This is a genomic window from Deltaproteobacteria bacterium, from assembly GCA_016234845.1.
In the GTDB taxonomy this organism is placed as follows: domain Bacteria; phylum Desulfobacterota; class Deferrimicrobia; order Deferrimicrobiales; family Deferrimicrobiaceae; genus JACRNP01.
In genome coordinates this window covers 18,306-40,087 of sequence record JACRNP010000077.1, presented here as the reverse complement: position 1 = coordinate 40,087, position 21,782 = coordinate 18,306, and the positions used below count along the sequence as shown (strand labels likewise).

The window sequence follows — 21,782 nt, the reverse complement described above, 5'->3', positions numbered from 1 at the left end:
AATCGCGCCAATTCGAAGGGGCGGCCGGGGTGCACCGGTCGCCCCTTTTTTTATTCGTTCAATCGTTCGACGGACTCGACGATCGTTACCCGCGGATCCGCTTCCTCCCCCAGGCGACGAGGCCAACCAGCCCGGACCCGAGGAGCATCATCGTCCCCGGCTCGGGGACGGGGGAGGCGGTGAGAGTGAAAGACTCCATCGTGCCCAAGAATTCCTCCCCGCTATCAATAAAATTATCAAATTCCAACCCTTCAAAGGAAAAGTCAAACATGGCGGAGATAAAGAATGCTCCAGAGAAGTTTTGCGGTGGAACAAATGAAAGAGAATCAAGGAGGGAATCCGACAGGATCCCGATTCCTTTGTTGACCGCCAGCGTATGATATGTGAAGTCGAAACTGATGTTTCCACCAAAGGTATCATCGAAAGAGGAGGAAACCAGACCGCCCGATGAAGATGTCACCGAAAACAATCCAAAAAACGGAACATAGCTGAACCCTCCTCCACCGAACAAAATGGGATCATCGTCAGAATTCAGTTGGATGGAAGTCGCGCCGTGACTCGCGGTGATGGAAAACGAGGAGGCGAATGTGCTATCAAAATTCCACTGCAAACCTCCTCCCCCCAGATCGGTGATCAACGCCTCGAAGCCGAGGTTCGCTCCCGTAAATGTGACCGCCGACGCACCGGCAGCCACCGGCGCAAGGAATATCAACCCCGCCAGGAGAATCGTCACTATCCGCTTCACGCCGCACCTCCGTTTTCCGTCCGCGATACTGAATTGCCTGCACAGCTGCCGTTAAATTCTGCAATCCATGTTCCAATCCCACCCCATGGCGATATCACGTGGCTATCTGTTTTTAATGACATTTTCCATGGAACCCGGATTCATTCCGAAAAGAATGGAGCAATAAGAAGGAAAAGAGGGGAAAGTATTTCCTACTGGATCCCGCCCGTATGAAACCCCTGAGAAACCTTTCGCACCCCTTTCGAAAAAGGGAAGCGCCTCACTTCGGGGACAGCAGCAGGGAGCCCGGGCCGGAATCCCGGTATTGCAGGAACTCCCGGATCTTCGCGATCGCCACTCCGGGATCCGCGTCCCCTTTCAGCTTCGCCCAGCGCGCGTTCTTCACGTCCCCGAGCAGGAACAGCATCGAGTGGTCCTCGAAGTCCGGCGTGTACTGCCCGAGCTTGTAGACCACCCAGTCGATATTCTCCTTCTTCCCGGTTAGGAAGGTCCAGCCGGGCTTCGCCTCGTACCGCTCCGCGTACTTCTTCAGCTCCTCGGGGGTGTCGTCCTCCGGATCGACGCTGATCGACACGAAGAACACGTCCTTCCCGAACCGGTCCCCCAGGCTCTCCTGGACGTCGACCAGGTTGTGCATCAGGGTCGGGCAGATGTCCGTGCAGTTGGTGTAGATGAAGCTGATGAGGACCATCCGGCCCCTCAGCATGTCCGTGTAGAAACGAACCGCCCTGCCGTCCTGGTCCTGGAGCGGCAGGTCGGTGAAATATTTCCGCTGCTCGTTCTCGTCCAGCCGCTTCGGGACGGCGGGCCTGGGTACGTCCTGCGCCCCCGGCGGCGGAGTCGCCTTCGGGGAGTGGGCGTGTTCGTCGTGGGCGACCGCCGGGGGAACCGGGAGGGGGAACGCCAGGGCGGCCATCACGACGGCCGCGGCCGCCGCAACCGATATTCTCCTCATGACGCCTTCCCTCCCGCCTTCCGTTTTCCGGTCAGCTCCGTGACCTTTTCCATCAACTGCTCCGGGGTGGCGAAACCGTAGAAGCGGGTCCACTCGCCCGTTTTCCCGTCCCCCACGAGGAACGTCGAGGGGTGTTCCGCGAAATTCGCCGCGTAGAGCCCCAGCCCGGACAGCACCTGGTCCACGTCCGGCTTCCCCCCCGTAAGGAAGATCCACCCCGGGCGGGCTTCCCACTGTTCCGCGTACGCCTTCAGCCGGGGAGGGATGTCGGTCCCCGGGTCCACGGAGATCGAGACCAGCGCCACTTCTCCGCCGAGACGGTCGCCGACCTTCTCCTGCAGCTCCATCAGGATGGCGCCCAGGATGGGGCAGATGAGGCCGCAGGTGGTGAAGAAGGTGTCGATCACCACGATCCGGTCGCCGACCACGTCGGTCCGGAACCGCACCGGCTTCCCGTCCTGGGTAAGCAGCGTCCGGTCGACCAGCTTCACCTGCACGGGCCGCGATTCGACCTTCTCCTCCCCGCCCGCCTTCCCGCCGGCATCCGGAAACGCCGGCGGCGGCAGGCAGGCCACGAGGACCGATGCGGCACAGGCCAGCGCCGGTACCTTCCACGTCCGGGGCATCCCCATTCCGCCTCCTTCCCGCGATTCCGCGGAATCCCGCCGTCGATAGGATGCCGGACGGCCTACCTGGGCTCCCGCCACTTCGTCATGGGCACGAGCCGCCGGCTGCCGGGATCCACCTTCATGACGACGGCCCCGAGGGCGCCGACCCGCTGGTTCGCCGTGTACGTCAGCGGCGGCGTCACACCCGTCTCGAGCCTCCACACGTTCCCGATGCCCGCGACGAAACTCTCGCGGGTCACCCCTTTCCCCGCCCGCCGGAGCCCTTCCTCCAGCAGGAGCGACCCGGCGTAGGCGAGGAACTGGAACGTCCGGTGCCGTTCCCCCGAGCCGTACCGTTTTCCGATCCGAAGAAATTCCGCCATCCGCTCCGGCTCCGGGACGGTAAGCGGCGATGCGAGGTACACGGTATCGAGGAAGCGCGCGGGAGCCGACGACTGCAGGGCGCTCCCGATCATCGGCGCCGGCGCGAGGAACCACGGCTCCCATCCCAGCCGCGCCGACTCGGCGGCGAAGGAGAGCGCTTCCGAGGGGCCCCCGAAGTAGAAGACGGCGCCCGCCCCGGACTCCCGCAATCGCGCAACCGCTTCCGCCGCGTCCAGCTTCCCCGGCTCGAACGTCACTTCCGCGGACACGGCGAGGCCGTTCTTCTCCGCCTGCTCCCGGACCCCTTCGGCGCCCCCCTCCCCGGAACGGTCCCCGGAGCGGAGGATTCCCGCCTTCGCGACCGCCCCCTTCGAGCGCTCCGCGAGGAAATCGACCAGCACGCGCGCCTGCTCCCGGATGCCGGCGAACACGTGGAACGTGTACCGGTCCGCCCGGTAGCCGCCCTCGGACGGGGACAGGAGCGGCACGATCACGGGCACCCTCTCGTCCGCGAGGTACAGGGCGGCCGGGCTCCCCGGCGCGACGCCGACGTTGGCGAGGAAACAGAACACGGACTCCCCGCCGACCACCCGTTTCGCCGCGGCGAGGGCGGACCCTTCCGCGGCGGGGTCGTACGGCACGGGAACCAGCACGAGGGACCGCCCGAAGATCCCTCCGCGTCCGTTCACCTCCGCGAAGCAGCCGGCAAGGAGCGCGCGGACCTCGGTCCCCGCCTCCGCGACGGGCCCCCGCTCCGGAAGGAGCACCCCCACGCGGACCTCGTTGTCCGTCACGCCGGGAACCGGCTCCCGGTCCATCGCCCGGAGGTACGCCACGAGGTCTTCGAGGTCTTCCCGGGAGATCGTGTACCGCGGGTGGGCGGGATCCAGCGCGTTGCCGGCGGGATCGACCCCCTTGGTGATCGCCGCCCGGACCGTTTCCTCGGTGTACGCGGGGTGTGCCCTGCCCGTCGCGCGCCGGCCGGAATACTCCTTGGTGAGGTGGAACCACGTGATGTCGGCCGACCGGACGCCGCCCTCCCGCTGGCCCTCCCCGCCCGCGAGGTGGCAGTTGACGCACGGGAATCCCTTGCCGGGGGCGCTGATCCCCGCCCCGGCGAGGAAGGCGGCGATCCTCCCCCGGCCCTTCCCCTCCATGTAGATCCGCTTCCCCCTCCGCTGCGCCTCGGTCAGACCCTCCGCCGACGCCGCGACGGCGACGGAGAGAAGGCAGAGGGCCACGGCGGCGGAAAGGGGCCGGCGCACGGTCACTTCGATCTGTTCGACTTCACCAGCAGGGAGCGGTGGATGAAGGTCCGGTACCCGATGTTCCGCGACGGCACGCCGACGTGGACGTGGTACGCGCCGGGCTCCCGGAACCGGAGAGTGCCCTCGTAGACCCCCTCCTCCACCTCCGGGGCGGGAACCTCGGACCGGTATCTCCCCGGGGAGAGGTAGTACAGCAGCCGGGCGTCCGCAACCCCCTTCACCGGCCACCCGGTCAGGGAATCCTTCAGGCGGAACCGGAACCGGTACTCCTCTTCCAGGGCGGCGCCGCCGTCCTCCCGGAGGTATTCCACCTCGTACGCGGGACCCTTCCGGAGATCCGGGTTCAAACCCGCCGAAAGGGTGAAGCATTGCACGAACCTCGGGGAGTCCATGAACAGCGCCACGTCGTACTCTCCCGCCACGGGGACCCGGGCCCTCGCGGTGTAGACGCCGGGCTCCGTTTCCACCACGCTCCGGTTGATCGTTTCCACGCCGCGGGGATGCTGCCGGTACCCGGGGAAGCTCCCCGAGGTGAAATTCATCCCGTCCATGTAGAAGAAGATCGTGTTGCTCGCCGGGTTCACGATCAGGACCTCGGACTGGCCGGTCACGCCGACGATCCCGTTCGCGATCCCGAGCCCCGGCGCGTCCTTCGGCGCCTCCGATCCCGCTCCGTAGCTCTGAACCGGCGGCGGGGAGTCCTTCCCCAGCAGGTCCAGGTTGACCATGAAGACCCGCTCCGTGCCGAGGCAGCGCACGTGGGCGAAACCGCGGGTGAGCGCGATCTGGTACGGGGTCTCCCCCACGGCCACGGTGTGCGCCACCCGGTTGTTCGACGCGTCGACGATGTGGACGGCGTTCTCCCGCGAGTTCAGGATCAGCCCCCACCGGCCGTCCGGCGTGAACCGCATCGGCCCCAGCCCGGGCTTCGCCTGGATCCTGGCCGTCACCTCGTGGCTCTTCCCGTCCACGACGGAGACCGTCCCCTCCTGCCCGTCCGCCGCGTAGAGCGCACGGGCGGTGGAAGAGTACGAAAGCGAGATCGGCTGTGGGCCGACGGGCACGTCCCGGACCTTTTTCCGCTCCCGGACGTCGATCACCGACACCGTGCCGCTCCCCCGGTTCGATACGTAGGCGTAGCGGCTGTCGTCGGTGAAGGCGAGCTCGTGGTGCCCCTTTCCCGTCGGGATCTCCGCGACCTTCGAAAGGGACGCGGTGTCGATCAGCGTCACTCCGCCCTCCACCCCTTCCGGAGCGTCGTTGCCGACCCACAGGAGCTGGCCGTCGGGCTGGAGCGCGGGCCGCACAGGGCTCTTCCCGGCGTCGACCTCCGATACGATCTTGAACGCCTCGGCGTCGACGACGGCCACCTTGCCGGCGCGATTGAGGGTCACGTAGAGCCGCTTCTCGTCCGCGGATTTCACCCAATCCGTCCCGGGCTCCCGAAGGCGCACGGTGGTCAGCAGGTTCGTCTTCCCGGCCATGCCGACGAACGGGTCGATCACGTAGAGGTTCGGCTCCTGGTTCAGCACCACGATGTAGTAGCCGTTCAGGTCGACCATCGGCCGGATTCCGACGATCCCCTGCAGGTACAGGCCCACCTTTTTCCGGCAATCGGGACGGTCCTGCCCCGGCCTCGCGTCCATGGGGCGGCTGATATCCATCCATGCCCCGGGCCGCAGGGAGCGGACCGGTTTCCCCTTCGCCTCCTCGGTCACCCGGAACCGGAGTTCGGCGAACTCCCCCTCGATCACCCCGCCGTCGCGCTTCCCCGCGGGGGAGTAGGAGAACTCCACCCGGACCCCCTCCCGCGCGACGTTGTCGGTGCCGGGAATGGCCTGCGACGACGCCGGGGCGGCAGAATCGGCCGACCCGGCGGGAAACGGGGAGCACACGAACAGGAGCGGGATCGAAATCGCCAGTGCGAGGAGCATCCCGGTGCGGCGGTTATCCCGTTTCACGGTCCGGACCTCCCGGAAAATCGTTCCGGGCCGCGGCGGCGCGCGCCCAATGCGGTTGCGTTTCCCATTCTACTTCCACCGTCCGCCCCCGATGAGGCGAAAAAAACGGGTGCGGCCCTCAAGACCGCACCCGTTCGTCGGGAGGTTGATGGCGGCATCGTCCTTCCTACTTCACGGGTTCACCCGAAGGATGCCCCAGAGCCCGCTGGCGCTGCCGAAGGATGCCTGGTCCCGGAACAGGTAGTCGCCCGGCCGATCGTTCCCGCCGCCGGCGCTCGGCAGGACGATGTCGAAGTGGCTCATCGGCGTCCAGCTCTCCTGGCCGCCCTGGGCGAACCCCTGCGGGTTGTTGCCGATGGCCCGTGAACCGACCAGCGGCGCCCCCAGCCAGACGGAGGAGCCGGTCGGGGGGGTGATACACCTGCCGTCCAGGCCGTACTGGTCGTCGTCGCACACGTACGGATCGCGTTGCCAGACGTGCCCGTGAAGCGCGAAGGTGGATCCGCGGCTGGTCCCGAACGGATTGGTGATCCGGATCCGGGCCTGCTGTCCGGCCGTGGCCTGGAACACCGGCGTGACCGGGTCCTGGCCCGCCGTGAGGACGTTGCTGAACGCCTGGTGGGCGTTGGGGATCGACCCGTAGCTGGCGGGCGTCCCCGCTCCGCCGAACGGCGCCTGCGGAAGGATGCCGAACCGGAACCACATCGGCTCGATCCCGTAGTTGAGGGCCATGCCGCTCGCCTCCTGGCTGTCCTCCGGGATGCCATCCCCCTCGCCGTTCATGTGCTCGACGGGGGTGAGCCGCCCCGTCGCGTTGTCGGTGTAGTACTGCGTCAGCGCCTTCGTCAGGACCAGGGAGAAGTCGCGGAACGTCCCCCCGCTCCCGTCCGAGCCGGCCGGCGCCGTGATCGTGGCCTGCGTCCGGGTCAGGCGGGTGGGTCGCGGGGTTACGCCGGGGAAATCCCCCTGCCGGTTGGGCACCTGGGTGTTCTGGGTGATCGTGACGGTGTTCGAGGGCTCGACCACCATCGCGCCCACCAGCGACTTGGCGCCCTGCTTGATCTTGTCCGCCGGCGCAAGGCTGAACCCGCCGAACTCCACGGGCGTCGCCACGAGCTGGAGGTTGCTGCCGGCCGGCACCCCGGAGACGTCCCCCATGTACCAGCGGTACGACACCGGGAGACCCAGGGCCGACACCTGGGTCAAGGTCGGGTTCAGGCCGACGACCACCCCGTCGTCCCGCGTGACGTCGTGGGCCACCAGTTGCGGGTGCAGCCCTGCGAGCGACGAGGGCCGGATGAGGTTGGGCTGGAACGTGGTCGACCCTTCCGGATCGAACCGGTCGCGCTTCACCACCCCCATCATCGAGGAGTACGACGCGAGATCGGGGGCGACCGCTTCCAGCCGGCTTCGCAGCGTCACGTTGACGCACTCCCCCGCCTTCGCCCGCAGCACCAGCGGCTCCACGGGAGCGGTGGCCTTGAGCCGCACGGGGCAGAGCGGATTGTTGACGCCGCCTGCGGCGCACAAAAGCTTCTGCGCCGGAGAAAGCTCCGCCGCCGGCCTCACCTCGAGGTCGGACGTGAGGACGTACATCATCGCCGTCGGGTCGTGGATCGGTCCCCGGTTGGCCGGAAGGGTGATCTGGACGCTGGTTTCCGGATCGACGATGGTTTGTCCGCCGACCACGTCGGCCCGGGGGTTGTACACCAGCGTTCCTCCGAGGGGGTTCAGCCCCGCTCCGACCGAGTTGTCCGCGATCGGATCGCCCTGCCCCTTCGCCGGAATGGGAACCCCGAACGCGTTCGGGAGCACCCGGTTGGCCAGCACGGCCGTGACGTCGAATCTCCTCGTCGGAGCGCCAACGGGGCACGACCCGTTGAACTGCGACTGGTTGGAGAGCGTGAGAGGCCGGGTCGGCGTGACCAGGCTCCCCGGGAGGAGGCTCAGCGTGTTCTGGAAGTTGGAGTGGGAACGGATCACGCCCCACATCCCGCTCCAGAAGCCGTCGTTGGAGGCGTCCATGGTGTAGAGGTAGTCCGCCCGGTTCGAGCTCCGGATCAGGGGGGTGACCGGGGTGTTCAGCGTGAACTGCTCGGAAATCCCCGCCGCCTGGGAGTTGCGCCACCCGGAGTTCGGCGCCCGGCCGTGTCCGGAGCCCGCCTGCAGCCACTTCATGCCGTGGATCATGACGTTGTGCTCTTCCTCGTCCCCGCCGGCCTGCACCTTGACGCGGATCCGGTCGCCCATGTACGCCCGCGCCATCGGCGTGAACGGATCCCGGGCGGCGACCCCGCCCGAGTTGATGGGCGGCGGGAATTTCGTGCCGTTGATCACCGTCGCCGCCGTCGGCTGCACGTTCAGCTGCGGCATCCTGCGATTGACGTTCGACGACAGCGCCAGGGCGAGATCCCCGGCCGCGCCGTCCGCCTGCATCCCCGGCTTGCCGTCCGGGCCGATCTTGTTCGGGTCGAAGACGCGCAGCCCAACCGGCTCGTTCCGGTAGTTCACGACGAACAGGCCGGGGTCCTGCACGTCGATCGCCTGCGGGCAGGGGCGGGACAGCAGGACCAATGACGGATTCAGCGGATCCAGGACGCAATCGTTCGCCTCCACCACCAGATCGGGGAAGACCTGTGCGGCCTGGAACCGCGCCGGGGGATTGATGGCGAACCGGAAGAGGTCGGCCGCGGTACCGGCCGCCGGGAACGCCGGATTGCCCAGGTTGGCGAATTGAGCCGGGAGCCCGGGGCCCGTCCCGGGGAGCGCCAGCCCGTCCTGGTCGGCTCCCACGTAGATTCCGGCCTCGTAGGCGTGCTGGAAGTCGGTGTACTCGAAGTAGAATTCGCGGAACGGCTCGATCGTCTCCGCCAGGACGTTCACGCCCCCCAGGGGCGCCCGCGGAACGATCTGCGCCTGCCAGCTCGTGGGGCCGCCGTCCCAGCGGCACGGGATCTTGTTCTCCGCAAGAGACGGGCCCGGCAAGTTCGGGTTGACGGCGTCCGCGCACGCGAGCTGGACGCCGGTTTCGTTGTGCTTCCAGAGGGAATTCGCCGGCTCCGCCAGCACGGTCGCGTAGAGGCCGATCTGCTGGTGGGTGGACGGCCCGTAATGGTCGTGGGTGAAGATGATCCCGAGGCCCCGGTCCACTCCCTCCGCGTTCACCACCGGGTCGGCGAACCAGCGCTGGGTCGTCGTGCGGGCGCCCGCCCAACGCTCGGGGAACGCGCCGCCCAACGCGGCGGCCACCGGCCCGAAGTACGGATGGGCCTCCTCGTGCAGGATTCCGGTCGACGGGACGGTGTGCCCCGCGGAGGTGACCACGGGCCCGCCCCCCGCAAGCGCGGCGACCGGGGCGATCCCGGGAGTCGTGTTGTAGGCGTTGATCGCGTGGATCCGCTCCTGGACCGCGCCCGGCGAAAGCGTCCCGTCCTCGTAGTTCCACCCGTTCGCCGCGCCGTCCGTCGTGGTCAGGTCCCACTTCGGGAGGTGGATGTGCTGGCCGATGATGTCGGTCGGCGTCCGGACCTGGTAGTCGTCCATCTCGTACACTTCCGGAACGAGGTTGGAATGGTGGTAGATGCCGCAGTCGAAGGTGTTCAGCCGCATGACGAGCGGCTCCGGCGCCTTGTTCTTCCGGATGATCGGCGCCACGTCCTCCCACAGGGCCACGATCCGTTGCTGCGGGTAATGGTACCCCACCTTGTTCAGGACCACGTCGAACTGGAGGTTGGTCCCCTTGTAGATCCGGGGGGTGTCGGAGTTGAAGACGCTCCGGCCCCGGACGCTCATCGGGTTGCCGGCGGTCTCCCCGCTGAAGAACTTCCCGAGGACGCCCGCGCCCAGGACGGTCGCCTCGTCGTCGATGCACGGGTTGTGGTACGGCGCGCCCACCACGGGCCCGCCCCCGCCGTTGGTGCGGAATCCGTTGTCCACTCCGGAAAGCGGCGTTCCGTTCGGGAGGTACGTGGCGTGGAACTTCTTCGCGTGGAACGCCATGGCCGCCTGCTCGAGGTCGGTCCCCTCCTCGGGGAAGTAGACCGGCTTGGCCGCGTGGACGACCTTGCTGAAATCGGCCGCGAGGGTGACGGTCGTCGCCGCCCCGTTATCCGAGAATCCCTGCAGCGCGTGCCGCGGAAGCCCGCCGTCCCATCCGTCCGCCTGGGCGCTGTCGATATTCGCCCAGAGTCCGCCGGAGGCCTTGAGGGCCGTCGCCTTGGCAGGGGTCAGCATGTCGAGCGGGGGCGTCGGCGGACGCTGCCCCACGACGTCCTCGATCCCCGCGACCCAGAACGGGAAGCCGGGGTTGCTCGCCCGGTCGATCACCTTCGCGTTGGAGCCGACGACCGTCACGTTGTCGGCGGCGAGCTTCGGGACGACCAGCACGGTGGCCGCCGGGACGGGGCCCGGCATCACGGCCATCGGCTTCCCGGGAAGCGGAACCACCGCCGGGATGGCCGTCCCGGTCTCGATCTCCCCGTCCGGGTACGCGCGCGCGCGGCCGGTCACGGTGACTCCGCCGACCGTCAAGGTGACCGGAGCGGGGATAGTGACCTTCAGATCCCAGGGGACGAGGTGGTATCCGGTCGGGTTCCCCGCGCCGTCGTTCGGCGTGACGGCGAGAAGGGTCCCGGACTGGAACACGTCGTTGTGCCGCCAGTGGTACCACATCCCCTGCGCGAAGTGCGGGTAGAAGTGGCAATGGAAGATCGCGTCCCCGGCGCTCTTGTTCCTGTTGCCCGAGCCGCCGAAGTTGATCTCGTACGTGTACCCGACCCCCGGCCCGACCCCCTGGGCGTCGAGGTAGTTGCTGCCGTCGTCGTTGGGGTTGTACAGCCACTGGTGGTTGTGCAGGTGGAAGACGTGCTGCTCCTTCCCGATGTGGGTGTTGCGGAACTTGGCGAAGTCCCCCGTGTAGCTGTGGTGGATGTTCGCCGGGTCCTCCCCCCCGATGACGTAGTTCGCCTTCCGCTGGCCGGCGCCTGCGCAGTCGCCCTCCAGCGCGCCGGACACCGGGTTCACAACGCACGTCTCCAGCCCGACGTTCGCCGGGACGTCGACCGTGATCGCCGGATCCCCCACGGTGAAGGAGGTGAGGAAGAACTCCTCGTAGGCGCACGTGAGGCAGTCGTGCATCGGCCCGACGCCCAGGCGGTTCGCGATGATCTCCGACCCGATCCCGCCGGAGCCGTAGTTGATCATGAAGCCGTCCTTGACCCCCGCCAGCACGTATTTCCAGATGGGGTTCCCGACGTAGAACGCCGGGAACGCCTGCGCCGTGGCGGGCTCGTCGTGCCAGACCTGGGCGAACTCGCGGAACGGTTCCAGCCGGTTCGGAATCGACGGGTTCCGCTTGCCCACGCTCTCCAGCGGATAGGTGGAGGGCGGGAAGATCCCGTCCGCGGTCGTCGCCCCGTTCGGGCCGTACGCGACCACGGCGTTGATCTCGGAGTGGACGATCTCCACGTTCGGAACGGCGCCCGTGAACGTCCCGGTCGCCTTCATCATGTTCAGGACCGGGAGCCCGGCCTTCCCTTCGAGGGTCCACGGGGACGTCGCGGGATAGACCGCCTCGTAGTCGAGGACCGGGTGCCCCTGGGCGGTCTTCTCCGCGCCGGTGAGGACCCCGTCTCGGTTCGCGTCGGCCGAAAGCCGCATCTCCTCCTCGAAGACCTGTCCGCGGTACGCCGCCGAACCCCTGGGCCCCACGATGACCTGGCCGAAGAGGCCGGTGGAGGATTGCCCCTGGTTGGCGTCGGAGCCGAAGGTCGCGCCGTCGCTCTTCACCGGGAACGCCCCCTCCTTCTCCGCGTACAGCTTGTAGGAGCGGGTCTGGCCGATCCCCGCCATGCTTCCGTTGACCGCATCGGGCGTTCCCTGGCTGCCGGGCAGGCCCAGGTGGTTCCTCCCCACCATGCTGCTGTCGTCGTCGATGCCGTTCACCAGCTGCATCCCGGAGACGTGAAACCCGACCACCCGAGAGGCGACCTGCTCGTCGATGGAGGCGGGAAACACCTGACCGGCGACCGTGACGACATCCTCGAGAGCCGTGTTGAACTTGAACGGGTTCGCCGCCGGGGTCAGGAGGTTTGTCAGGTTGACCGTGAGGCAGTCGCCGACGCGGACCCGGAGGATCAGCGGCCGCTGCCGCTTGTCCGGGCGGAGGTCGACCTCCCCGGCAACGGCCCCTCCCGGCGCGACGGTGAGCGGGGCAAGGGTCCCCACGTTGACCACGTCCCGCGACAGGGCGTACATCATCCCGTTCACGTTGCCCGCGCCGAGCCGGTTGTACATGATCGGCTTGTCGAAGGCGACGACGTCCGCGGTCACCTCCCGCTCGCAGGTGATCGCCGCGGACGCACCGCCGACGGGGTACGCTCCGATTACGGTGGAGAGCATGAGGACCGCAACGAACATCCGGTTGGAGAGCCTCTGCTTTTTCATATCGCTTCTCCTTTCCTTGTCAACCGACTGTCCTGACCTATGGATGGATTCCCGCGCGCCTGAAACGAAACCTTTGACGGCAATCAATACAAGGTTTGTGCCGCGGAACCCGAAGGGGTATTTGGCTAGCGCAATCAGGTGGTTACTGGATTATCCCGTGACGCCATGGAGGGTGGGAGGGGTGCGACTTTTCTTGCGGATGGATTGGGCTACCACCAATTTTTCCTGATATTCCGAACGGTTAAAATGGACCTGCCGCCGAGGGGGGCAACTTCCGTCTCACCCCGGTGTTCCGCGGGGTTCCCGGAACTACGCCCGTTTCAGCACACCGGTTCCGAAGAGTCCTCCAAGGCACGGCGAACCCGGCGGACGAATTCCGCGGGGTCGAACGGCTTGGCGATCGCATCGCGGCACCCGCGCTTCCGGATCTCCTCCGAGACGCACGGCTCGTCGCAGCAGGTCATCACGGCGAAGGGAACGTCGTCGCCGAGCCGGCGGATCTCGTCTATGAGCTCCAGCGCCGACATCCCCGGCGTCCGGACATTCGCGAGGAGAAGGTCGACCGGGTTCCTCCCGAAACGGGCATCCCGAAAGCGGCGAAGCGCCTCCTCGCCGTCCCCGGCCTCGCTCACGCGGAGCCCGGCATTCCTCAGGACGATTCCGGCCGAGAACCGGAACGAAGGATCCTCGTCGACCAGGAGAATGTGCTTCCCGTGTTCCACGCCGCTCCCCCCTCCCCCGGAATCTTATCCCGCCGCCGCCCCCCGCACAATGCCGGGTCCGATATCACCCTTCGAACCGATCCATCGCCATGTCAAGCGCCGGCGAGTCCCCGCCGGAAAAGAAGGGGGCCGGCCCTCGGGGTCTTCTCCCGGGGACCGGCCCGTGGGGCGGGACGAGCGGGAGGCCGGACGATTCCGGCCTCCGGTAGCGGGGTTTTCCGGATCATGCCGCGTCCATCCCGAGGACGCGATCCACGCTGCGGACCAGTTCGTCCGGCGGGAACGGTTTTTCTATCAGCCCGACGCACTCCGCAACGGCGAGGTCGCCCAGGAGCGTGGCGTCCAGGTTTTCCGCGATCGCGAACACCGGGACCGAAACATCGAGCCGGCGAAGAGCAAGTACCAGATCCGCGCCGGACAGGTCCGGCATCCCGCAGTTTGTGATCAGCAGGTCCGGAGTCATATCATCCTCGTGCAGGCGGATGATCTGCGCGAGGGCGTCCAGGCCGCTCAACGCCTCCGAAATCCGGTACCCGGCCTTCCGAAGGGCGACCGTCGCGGAAAAGCGGAACCCCGCTTCCGGGTCCGCGATCAGGATGTGCTTGTCGTTGGTCACCCGCCCGCCCCCCCTGATCTCTTCGGATCCTGCCTTGGGCCCCTTGTACTTCAAGAGCGGTGCCAAACGGCCCGCCGGTATATTTACTTTATAAACCGATCACATATGTCGCCACTCCCCTCAGTCGGAGGCGAAGCGCCGGCTGCGCGTGAAACCCCAAGGGGAACGGATCGATCGGCGTATCTATTGAAAAAGTAACGGTTATGCGGGGATGCAACCGCAATGCGGCCTGCAACCTGCGTTGCACCCAAGTCGGCGGAGCACCGAAGGGAATCGCCGGGATTCAGCGAGGGCCGGAAGAGAGGACGCGGGTGATCCACGCTACGAGCTCTTCCGGCGAGAACGGCTTCTCCAGGTACTCCGTGCACCCCTTGGCGGCGAGATCCGTCACAAGGCCCCGGTCCCCGAAACAGGTGATCGCGCACACGGGAGTCCCGATCTCGCGGGCGGCGAGCGCGTCGATCAGCTCCGAGCCGGACATCGTGGGCATCCGGATGTCGGTCACGACGAGGCGGAACGGGTCGCCCGCGTCGCGGGCCTCGAGGATCTTCACGATCGCCTCCGCGCCGTCCCGCGCCTCCGCGACCCGGAAACCGGATTGCCGCAGCGCAACCGTCGCCGAGAACCGGAACGGCGCCTCGTCGTCCACGATCAGGATTCGCGGGGTGTCGCCCACCGGCTACTCTCCGGGGGCGTCTTCCGGCCGGGGGTGGTTCCTGGCTTCCCTCACCAGCCGCTTGTTGAGCGCCTGCCGGGTGATCCCGAGGAGGGACGCCGCGATCCCCTGGTTGTTCCGGGCGCGCCGGAGGGCTTCCGCCACGAGCTGCTCCTCGGCCTCCCGCAGGGTGGGAAGCCGGGACAGGGCGGGGAAGGTGCCGGACGCCCCCGGATCCGTCGAGGACGTTCCGGACGCGTCGGCCGTCGCCGGAACGCTCCTGGGTCCGATCGCGGATCGAAAGCTGTCGAGGGAGAGGACCCCCCCCCTGTGCCGGAGGACCGCGTCGAACACCAGCATCCGGAGCTCCCGGACGTTCCCGGGAAAATCGTAGGTGGACAGCAGCGTGTACAGCTCCGCGGGCGGGGTCGGCCGCTTCTTCCCCTCTTCCGACGCGGCTTCTTCCAGAAACACGTCCACCAGGAGCGGGATGTCCTCCTTGCGGTCGCGCAGCGGCGGCAGGTGAACGTGGTGCGCGGACAGGCGGTAGTAGAGGTCCCTCCGGAACCCCCCCTTCTTCAAGAGGGACTCGACCGGGCGGTGGGTGGCGCAGACGACGCGGGCGTCGCTCTCCTTCGGGACGTCCGAGCCGAGCGGGTAATATTTCCGCTCCTCGATCAGGCGGAGGAGCTTCACCTGGGACGCCTCGCCCAGATCGCCGATCTCGTCCAGGAACAGTGTCCCCCCGGCCGCCCGTGAAATCAGCCCCTCCCGGGGGTGGTCGGCGCCCGTGTACGCCCCCTTCCGGTGGCCGAAGAGGGTGTCGGAGAACATCGCGTCCTCCAGCCCCGCCACGTTCACCGGGACCATCTCCCCTCTCCGCCCGCTTACGGCATGGATCGCCCGGGCGAACAGCTCCTTCCCGGTCCCGGTCTCGCCCGTGAGCAGGACCGGGTGGCGCGACGCCGCGATCGCCTCGATGTACTGGAAGGCGGCGACCATCTTCCGGCTGCCGGTGACGATCTCCTCGAACGCGGCCTCGTTCCGGATCTTGCCGGAGAGGAAGTGGGCCTTCAGGGAATCGACCTCCTCCCGGAGGGACCTCACCTCGCGCGCCCGCCGGATGGAGGAGACGAAGCGCGAACGCTCGACCGGTTTCACCAGGTAGTCGAACGCGCCCGCCTTCATGCACTCCACCGCGACCTCGACCTCGTTGTGGCCGGTCATGACGATCACGGGAAGTTCCGGGTGGCGTTCCCGGAGCAGCGCGAGCAGCTCCCTTCCGGAGAGGTGGGGCATCGACAGGTCGATCACCACCGCGGCGGCCGGCCGCTCCTCGAGGAACGGGACCACCTGGCGGCTGTCTTCGATCGTGACGACGGGGGAGATGCCGGCGGAGCGGAGCGTGACGCCGGAGGAGACGAGAAAGTGCGGATCGTCGTCGACCAGGAGGATCGGGCTCCCGCCCTCGGAAATCCCGGGCATCGGTCACCCCTTCCGGGACGCCAGCGCGTCCCGCACCGCGCCCGCCCCTACGGCGGGAAGGCGGATGACCGCACGGGTCCCCGATCCCACCTCGGACTCGAAGGAGAGGGAGCCTTTGTGCTTGTCCACGATGGATCGGCAGATCGACAGCCCAAGCCCCAGCCCGCCGCTGTCCGTCCGCGTGGAGAAGAACGGCTCGGCCACCCGTGCCAGCACATCCGGCGGCATCCCGGCCCCCTCGTCCTCGACCGTCACCTCGATCTCTCCGGTGTCCGGAACGTTCCGCGTGGAGACCCGGAGGCCCCGGCGGTTCGACGGGAGCGCCTGCAGGGAGTTGTTCACCAGGTTGATGACGACCTGCTCCAGCTGCTGGGCGGAGCCGTTCACCGGCGGGAGCCCCTCCTCGAGGATCAGCTCGAACCGGTGGGTGGCCTTGATGATCTCGTGGTTGAGAATGGCGATGGCGGTCCGGACGACGTCGTTCACGTCGATCGCCGCGACCCTCCGGGGCCCTTCCTGGCGTGCGTAATCCTTGAGGTTGGCCACGATCGTCTTGATCCGGACCGAGGCGTCCGATATCCCCGCGGCGAGCCTGGGGACCACCGACCGCATCTCGGAGTACGGCAGCCCTCCCAGGTGGAAATCGCCGTTCTCCCGGTGGTACGCGTCCAGGATCGGCGCGGCGTCCTCCCAGGCGGCGAGGATCATCGGCGCGTTGAACATGATGAGGTTGTTCGGGTTGTTCACCTCGTGGGCGACCCCGGAGACGATCGTCCCCAGGGAGGTCATCCGGTTCGCGTGGATGAGCTGGGCCTGGTGGTGCTTCGCCTCGTCCTCCATCCGGATGCGGGCGGTGATGTCCCGGAAGGAGCCGTAGACCACCTCCTCGTCCCCGGTCCGGATCGAATTCGCCCGGATGGACACCACGATCCGCACCCCGTCCTTCCGGAGGTGGCGCGCGCAATCGATGGACAGCCCCGCCCCGGGGCGGACCGCCGCGATGGCCGACCGGAATTCGTGCAGGTCCGCCGGCGGGACGAAAAGGGATACGCCTTCCCTCCGAAGCTCCTCCCGGTCGCACCCGTACAGGAGCGCGGCCGCGGGATTCGCGTCCAGGATCTCGCCGGTCCCCTGCCGGAAGAGGAACAGCGGCTCCTCGTTCTGCTCGAAGATCTGGCGGAACTTCTCCTGGACCGTCCGGTAGTTCGCCTCGCTCCGGCGAAGCCCCTCCTCCACCAGCTTCCGGTCGGTGATGTCCTCCCGCACCCACAGGAGATTCGCGATCTCCCCCTCCGCGGTGCGAATCGGCGTCATCGTGGTCGATTCCCAGTACGCCTCGCCGCCGTTCCGGGTGCACTCGAACTCGCCGTGGCACGCCTTCCCCGACCGGATGGCCGACCACATCTCCTCCAGGCGGCGGCTGGAGGTCAGACACGGGTGGGGCATCTTCCCGCCGATGGCCTCCTTCACGGGGCACCCGGTCATCAGGGCGTACCGGTGGTTCGCGTACTCCACGTTCCCCTCGAGGTCGGTGATGACGATGGCGGATGGGCTCTGCTCCACGGCCAGGAGGAGCTTCCGGATCCGGAGGTCCTCCCCCTTCTTCCGCGCCGTGATGTCCGTGAAGGAGGCCACGGTTCCGACCATCTCGTTCGACGAGTCGAGGAGCGGGGCGGCGTTGACGGACAGGATGACGTTGGCCCCGGCCCGGTGCCGGACCCCGAACTGGATGTCGTACACCGGCATCCGGGTCGTCCGGACCTTCGCCACGGGGAGCTCCTCGTGCCCGATCGGCGCGCCGTCCGCGTCGGTCATGTCCCACGCCGGGTCGTCGTGCCGAAGGCCGATGAGGCGCGAACGCTCGACGGACAGGATCTTCTCCGCCGCGTGGTTGGCGAACGTGATGACCCCTTTCGCGTCGAAGACGACGATCCCTCCCGCGTTGGTCTCCAGGATCCGGGCCAGCCGGTCCTCGCTCTCCCGGAGGGCGGCCTCCTTCGCGCTCAAGGCGTTCACGCCGCTCCGGACGATCAGGAAGAGGATGACCGATGTGCAGGCGATGTAGATCGCGTCATCGACGTACCCCGGGAATACCGGATGGATGTACCGCTCCGTCAGGGCGAGGAGGAAGACGCCGCACAATATGTACGCCGCGGCGACCTTCTCGGGGAATCGATTCCCCCCCAGCCACCCGCTCCCGCGCTCAAGGAGAGGATATCGCCAACGTCCCGTGCGGGTCACCGGTCCCCCTCCCTCCTGTTCCCTTCTTTGATACGCGATTTGATTCGGCGGATTCCGGGAAGTACACTGGTTCCATCAACATCCGGTCCCCCACCCGGGACGGAAAGCGCACACCCGATGCATGCGTTCCTCACCTCGTTCCAAGCGTACCTGCAGGCGGGATCCCCGCTCGCGTACGTCGCGGCGTTCCTCGGGGGTATCCTCGTCAGCTTCACCCCGTGCACCTACCCGATCCTCCCGGTCACCGTCGGGTACCTCGGAAGTCGTGGCGGAGGGACGCGCCGCCGCACCATCCTCCTCTCGGGGGCGTACGCGGTCGGCATGGCCCTGACCTACGCCGCCCTCGGGATGGCCGCGGGGCTCACGGGGCAGGTCTTCGGGGAGGTCACCGCCCACCCCCTCTCCTACCTGGCGATGGCGAACGTCTGCCTCGTCCTGGCGCTCTCGATGTTCGATCTGGTCCGCCTGCCCCTCCCGGCGTTCCTCTCCCGGGCCGGATCCGCGGGAGGGGCCGGCGGCGGGACCGCAGGGGCGCTCCTGGTCGGGATCTGCTCCGGGGTGATCGTCGGGCCGTGCACCGCGCCCGTGCTGGGGGGGCTTCTCCTGTACGTCGGCGCGAGCGGAAACCCCCTGTTCGGGGCGTCGCTGTTTTTCACCTTCGCCCTGGGGATGGGCCTTCCGGTGGTCGCCCTCGGGGCGTCCGCCGGGCTCCTGGCGGCGCTGCCGAAATCGGGGGCGTGGATGACCCGGGTCCAACGGGCGTTCGGCGTCCTGCTGCTCCTCGCCGGAGAATACCTGCTGCTCGAGGCGGGCAGGCGGCTGGTCTGACCCGAAACGCCCCGCCCGGGGGGACCATCGAATAGTGCCGGGCGTATCCGCCCGACGGAGGAAGGGATGAACCGCCGGAACGCCATCGCCGCGCTGCTGTTCCTTTTGTGCGGAGCCGGGCTCGCGGGCCCCGACCGGCTGCCGGCCGGGAACGCGGTGTCCCGGGCGGAGGGCGCGGGGGAGGAGAGCCGCCCCGCGGATTTCGCCCTTCCGTCGCTCGACGGGGAACCGGTCTCGCTGAACCAGTTCCTCGGGAAGAAGCCGGTGCTGCTCGTGTTCTGGGCCACGTGGTGCCCGGAGTGCCGGGCGGCCATCCCGTCGATCAACGCCCTGCACGCCGGACCGGTGGGGAAGAAGGTGCAGATCCTGGGGCTCGACTTCCGCGAGTCCCGGGAGAAGGTGTCGGCCACCGTCAAGGCGCGCGACATCCGCTACCCCGTGCTCCTGGACGAGAAGGGGAAGGTGGCCCGGGCGTACGGCGTGGTCGGGATCCCCACCTTCGTGCTCATCGGACGGGACGGCGCCATCGCGTACCGGTCGCACGCGCTCCCCGGCGATTTCTCCCCCTGGATCTGACCCGGGCGGCCCATCGTCATCGAACCGGCGGGGTGCGCTCCGGCGGAGCCGGAGCCTGCGGGACCGGCTGGCCCCGCAGGCGGATCCCCTGCGCCTCGCTCATCCGGCCTTTCAGCTGCTGGACCCGCTCCTCGAAGTCCCTGCTGAGCAGGATCCCCTCCTCCACGCTCCGGACCACCCGCGGCGTGATGAAGATCAGCAGCTCGTTCCGGGTGATGCTGTCCGACCGGGAGCCGAAGATCCAGCCGAAGACGGGGATCTTGTAGAACCACGGCAGGCCGGCGCGGTCGAGCGACTTCCGCTCCTTCACGAGCCCCCCGAGGACGATGCTCTGGTCCTGCGCCGCCACCAGGTTCGTGGAGATGCTCCGCTTGAAGAAGGTCGGGTTGGTGCCGGAGGCGGTGGTGTTGACCTCGCTCACCTCCTGCTCGATCTCGAGCGTCACGAGCCCCGAGTCGTTGATGTACGGCGTGAACGAAAGGATCACCCCCACGTCCCGGTATTCGACCGTGGTGGTCGTCACCGGCGGGTTCGTGTTGCTTTGCAGCGTGGAAGTGACCACGGGCACCTGGTCGGCCACGTTGATCCGCGCCTTTTTCCCGTTCGTCGCGATGACGCTGGGGGAGGAGAGGACCGACGCCTTGCCGTCCTGCGCCAGCGACCGGAACGCCGCGGTGAGCTTGCCGGTCTTCTCGACGAGGTAGTCGAAGTTGTTCGACGCCACCCCGGACGCGAGCGTCGCGGTGCCCTTGTACGCGCCCCCGGGGCCGAACGCGTTGGTGAACGACCAGTCGATCCCCAGCTTCAGCTCGTCGGTCAACGTCACCTCCCCCACCAGCACCTCGAGCAGCACCTGCTGCGGGTACACGTCGACCGTCTTCAGGTTCTCGAGGATGTCCGCGTACTCCGACAGGCTGGCGCGGATGATCAACGAATTCGTCGGCTCGTCGGGGATAATGTCGAACCCCTCGCCTTCCTTGGCGTCCTTCGAGTCCTTCGCGGATTGCGTCTTCGCCGGAGCGGTCGTGGCGGCCGGCGCGGGTTGCGTCGTCGCGACGGTCGGGGAGGTCGAGGGGCCGGCCATGGAGGAGTGCCCCACCGCGGGCTTGAACTCGGTGGTCCGGTCCGGGAGCGAGGCGGTCCGCCTCGGGTACAGTTTCTCGAGGACCGCGACGATGTCCCTCACTTTCCCGTGCTTCACCCGGTACCGGTGGACGGTCCGGGATGCCCCGTACCCTTCACGGTCCAGTTCCCCGATCCACTTCTCGACGTCCTCCATCGTCTTCGGCGCCGCGCTCACGACCAGCAGGGAGTTGAGGCGGGGGATCGCCACGAAGTTGATGCCGGACGGCTTCGCCCCCCTGGCGGAGAAGTCGAGCGCCCCGTAGATGTTGTCGAGGTTCTTCGCCATCTCCTCGGGGTCCAGGTACTTGAGCCGGAACAGCTTCATCCCCGACGACCGGAACACCTCGGAGTCGAACAGCTCGACCAGCCGCGCGGTCTTCTCGATGTTCCCCTCCGTGTCGATCACGAGGAGGACGTTCGCCCGGAGGACCTCGGCCGCCTCGCCGCCCGGGGACAGGAACGGCTTGATCACCTTGGCCATCTCCCCTACCCCGATGTACTGCAGCGGGAACGCCCGCATGACGACCTGGTTGGCCGGTCCCTTCGACGCCCTGTCTCCCTGGAACGACGGGAGGAGCGGCTCCATCTTCGCCTCGGACATCGGGAGAATGTGGTACGTGTCCCCTTCCTTGACCGCAGTGGCGCCGTTCACCCGCAGGATGGCGAAGAGCAGGTCGAGCGCGGCGTCTTTCCGGAGCACCCCGTTCGTGTGGACGTTCACCACGCCGCGGACCCGCGGGTCGATCAGGTAGTTGATCCCGGCGGTCCGGCCCAGCGTGTGGATGACCTCGTAGATGTCCGCGTTGTTGAACTTGACGAAGAAGCCGGCGGAGGAAGGAGCCGGCGGCGCGGTCCGCTGTACGGGCGCGGCGGAGGGGGGCGCGGCCACCGGTACCGGCGGGGAGGGCGGGATCGCGACGGCGGGAGCCGGTGCGGGCGGTGCGGGCGGTGCGGGCGGCGCGGGCGGCGACGGTAGCGGGGGCGCCACGGGGGATGCCGCCTCCGGCGGCGCGGGAAGCCCGGCCGGTGCGGGGATCTCCGGCGCCGCCGGGGGATCGTGCGGCGGATCGTCCGCGGCGTGGCACGCGCTCCCGAACAGCAGCGTCACCGCCAGGAAAAGCCAGCAGAGGCGTCTCATCGGTTTTCTCTCCCGTCCATCGTTTTCGCGA

Annotated in this window: 14 protein-coding genes; 2 read left to right on the top strand and 12 right to left on the bottom strand. The window is 67.9% G+C overall.

What is annotated here, in order from left to right:
• Positions 1-85: 85 nt before the first annotated feature.
• The 11 genes from HZB86_06025 to HZB86_05975 all read right to left on the bottom strand — a co-directional run bounded on the left by HZB86_06025 (position 86) and on the right by HZB86_05975 (position 18,084).
• Entirely contained in the window at positions 86-745 is a 660-nt protein-coding gene (locus HZB86_06025) for a PEP-CTERM sorting domain-containing protein (GenBank protein ID MBI5905092.1), read from the bottom strand.
• 259 nt (positions 746-1,004) lie between these two features.
• Positions 1,005-1,700: an SCO family protein gene (locus HZB86_06020; protein MBI5905091.1), complete on the bottom strand. Its 696-nt coding sequence runs from the start codon at positions 1,698-1,700 to the stop codon at positions 1,005-1,007.
• Positions 1,697-2,332, bottom strand: a complete 636-nt coding sequence (locus HZB86_06015) for an SCO family protein (GenBank protein ID MBI5905090.1) — start codon at positions 2,330-2,332, stop codon at positions 1,697-1,699. Before HZB86_06015 ends, HZB86_06020 begins: the two co-directional genes overlap by 4 nt.
• A 56-nt stretch (positions 2,333-2,388) precedes the next feature.
• Positions 2,389-3,963 (bottom strand): ABC transporter substrate-binding protein, encoded by a 1,575-nt coding sequence (locus HZB86_06010; protein ID MBI5905089.1) that lies wholly within the window; start codon positions 3,961-3,963, stop codon positions 2,389-2,391.
• Positions 3,960-5,921: a cytochrome D1 gene (locus tag HZB86_06005; GenBank protein ID MBI5905088.1), complete on the bottom strand. Its 1,962-nt coding sequence runs from the start codon at positions 5,919-5,921 to the stop codon at positions 3,960-3,962. Before HZB86_06005 ends, HZB86_06010 begins: the two co-directional genes overlap by 4 nt.
• Positions 5,922-6,092: 171 nt before the next feature.
• Entirely contained in the window at positions 6,093-12,338 is a 6,246-nt protein-coding gene (locus tag HZB86_06000) for a hypothetical protein (GenBank protein ID MBI5905087.1), read from the bottom strand.
• A 347-nt stretch (positions 12,339-12,685) separates the two neighbouring features.
• Positions 12,686-13,087: a response regulator gene (locus tag HZB86_05995; protein MBI5905086.1), complete on the bottom strand. Its 402-nt coding sequence runs from the start codon at positions 13,085-13,087 to the stop codon at positions 12,686-12,688.
• A 223-nt stretch (positions 13,088-13,310) separates the two neighbouring features.
• Positions 13,311-13,703, bottom strand: a complete 393-nt coding sequence (locus HZB86_05990; protein ID MBI5905085.1) for a response regulator — start codon at positions 13,701-13,703, stop codon at positions 13,311-13,313.
• A gap of 283 nt (positions 13,704-13,986) precedes the next feature.
• Positions 13,987-14,379 carry a response regulator gene (locus HZB86_05985; GenBank protein ID MBI5905084.1) on the bottom strand — a complete coding sequence of 131 codons (393 nt, stop codon included), beginning with the start codon at positions 14,377-14,379 and terminating at the stop codon, positions 13,987-13,989.
• 3 nt (positions 14,380-14,382) lie between these two features.
• Entirely contained in the window at positions 14,383-15,843 is a 1,461-nt protein-coding gene (locus HZB86_05980) for a sigma-54-dependent Fis family transcriptional regulator (protein MBI5905083.1), read from the bottom strand.
• 3 nt (positions 15,844-15,846) lie between these two features.
• A complete protein-coding gene (locus HZB86_05975; GenBank protein MBI5905082.1) occupies positions 15,847-18,084 on the bottom strand; it encodes a PAS domain S-box protein in 2,238 nt (745 codons plus the stop codon).
• A 117-nt stretch (positions 18,085-18,201) separates the two neighbouring features.
• On the opposite strand from HZB86_05975, the gene HZB86_05970 reads away from it, so the two are divergent.
• Positions 18,202-18,912: a sulfite exporter TauE/SafE family protein gene (locus HZB86_05970; protein ID MBI5905081.1), complete on the top strand. Its 711-nt coding sequence runs from the start codon at positions 18,202-18,204 to the stop codon at positions 18,910-18,912.
• A 66-nt stretch (positions 18,913-18,978) separates the two neighbouring features.
• Positions 18,979-19,488, top strand: coding sequence for a TlpA family protein disulfide reductase (locus tag HZB86_05965; GenBank protein MBI5905080.1), 510 nt, complete (start codon positions 18,979-18,981; stop codon positions 19,486-19,488).
• 16 nt (positions 19,489-19,504) lie between these two features.
• On the opposite strand, the gene gspD is transcribed toward HZB86_05965, so the two are convergent.
• Positions 19,505-21,751, bottom strand: coding sequence for a type II secretion system secretin GspD (gspD, locus tag HZB86_05960; protein MBI5905079.1), 2,247 nt, complete (start codon positions 21,749-21,751; stop codon positions 19,505-19,507).
• Positions 21,752-21,782 lie beyond the last annotated feature (31 nt).

What these genes read in the sequence shown, in the direction of transcription:
- HZB86_06020 (MBI5905091.1), bottom strand. Translation starts at nt 1,700, where the DNA reads ATGAGGAGAATATCGGTTGCGGCGGCCGCGGCCGTCGTGATGGCCGCC.
- HZB86_05965 (MBI5905080.1), top strand. Translation starts at nt 18,979, where the DNA reads ATGAACCGCCGGAACGCCATCGCCGCGCTGCTGTTCCTTTTGTGCGGA.
- gspD (MBI5905079.1), bottom strand. Translation starts at nt 21,751, where the DNA reads ATGAGACGCCTCTGCTGGCTTTTCCTGGCGGTGACGCTGCTGTTCGGG.
- HZB86_05970 (MBI5905081.1), top strand. Translation starts at nt 18,202, where the DNA reads ATGCATGCGTTCCTCACCTCGTTCCAAGCGTACCTGCAGGCGGGATCC.
- HZB86_06000 (MBI5905087.1), bottom strand. Translation starts at nt 12,338, where the DNA reads ATGTTCGTTGCGGTCCTCATGCTCTCCACCGTAATCGGAGCGTACCCC.
- HZB86_05980 (MBI5905083.1), bottom strand. Translation starts at nt 15,843, where the DNA reads ATGCCCGGGATTTCCGAGGGCGGGAGCCCGATCCTCCTGGTCGACGAC.
- HZB86_06015 (MBI5905090.1), bottom strand. Translation starts at nt 2,332, where the DNA reads ATGGGGATGCCCCGGACGTGGAAGGTACCGGCGCTGGCCTGTGCCGCA.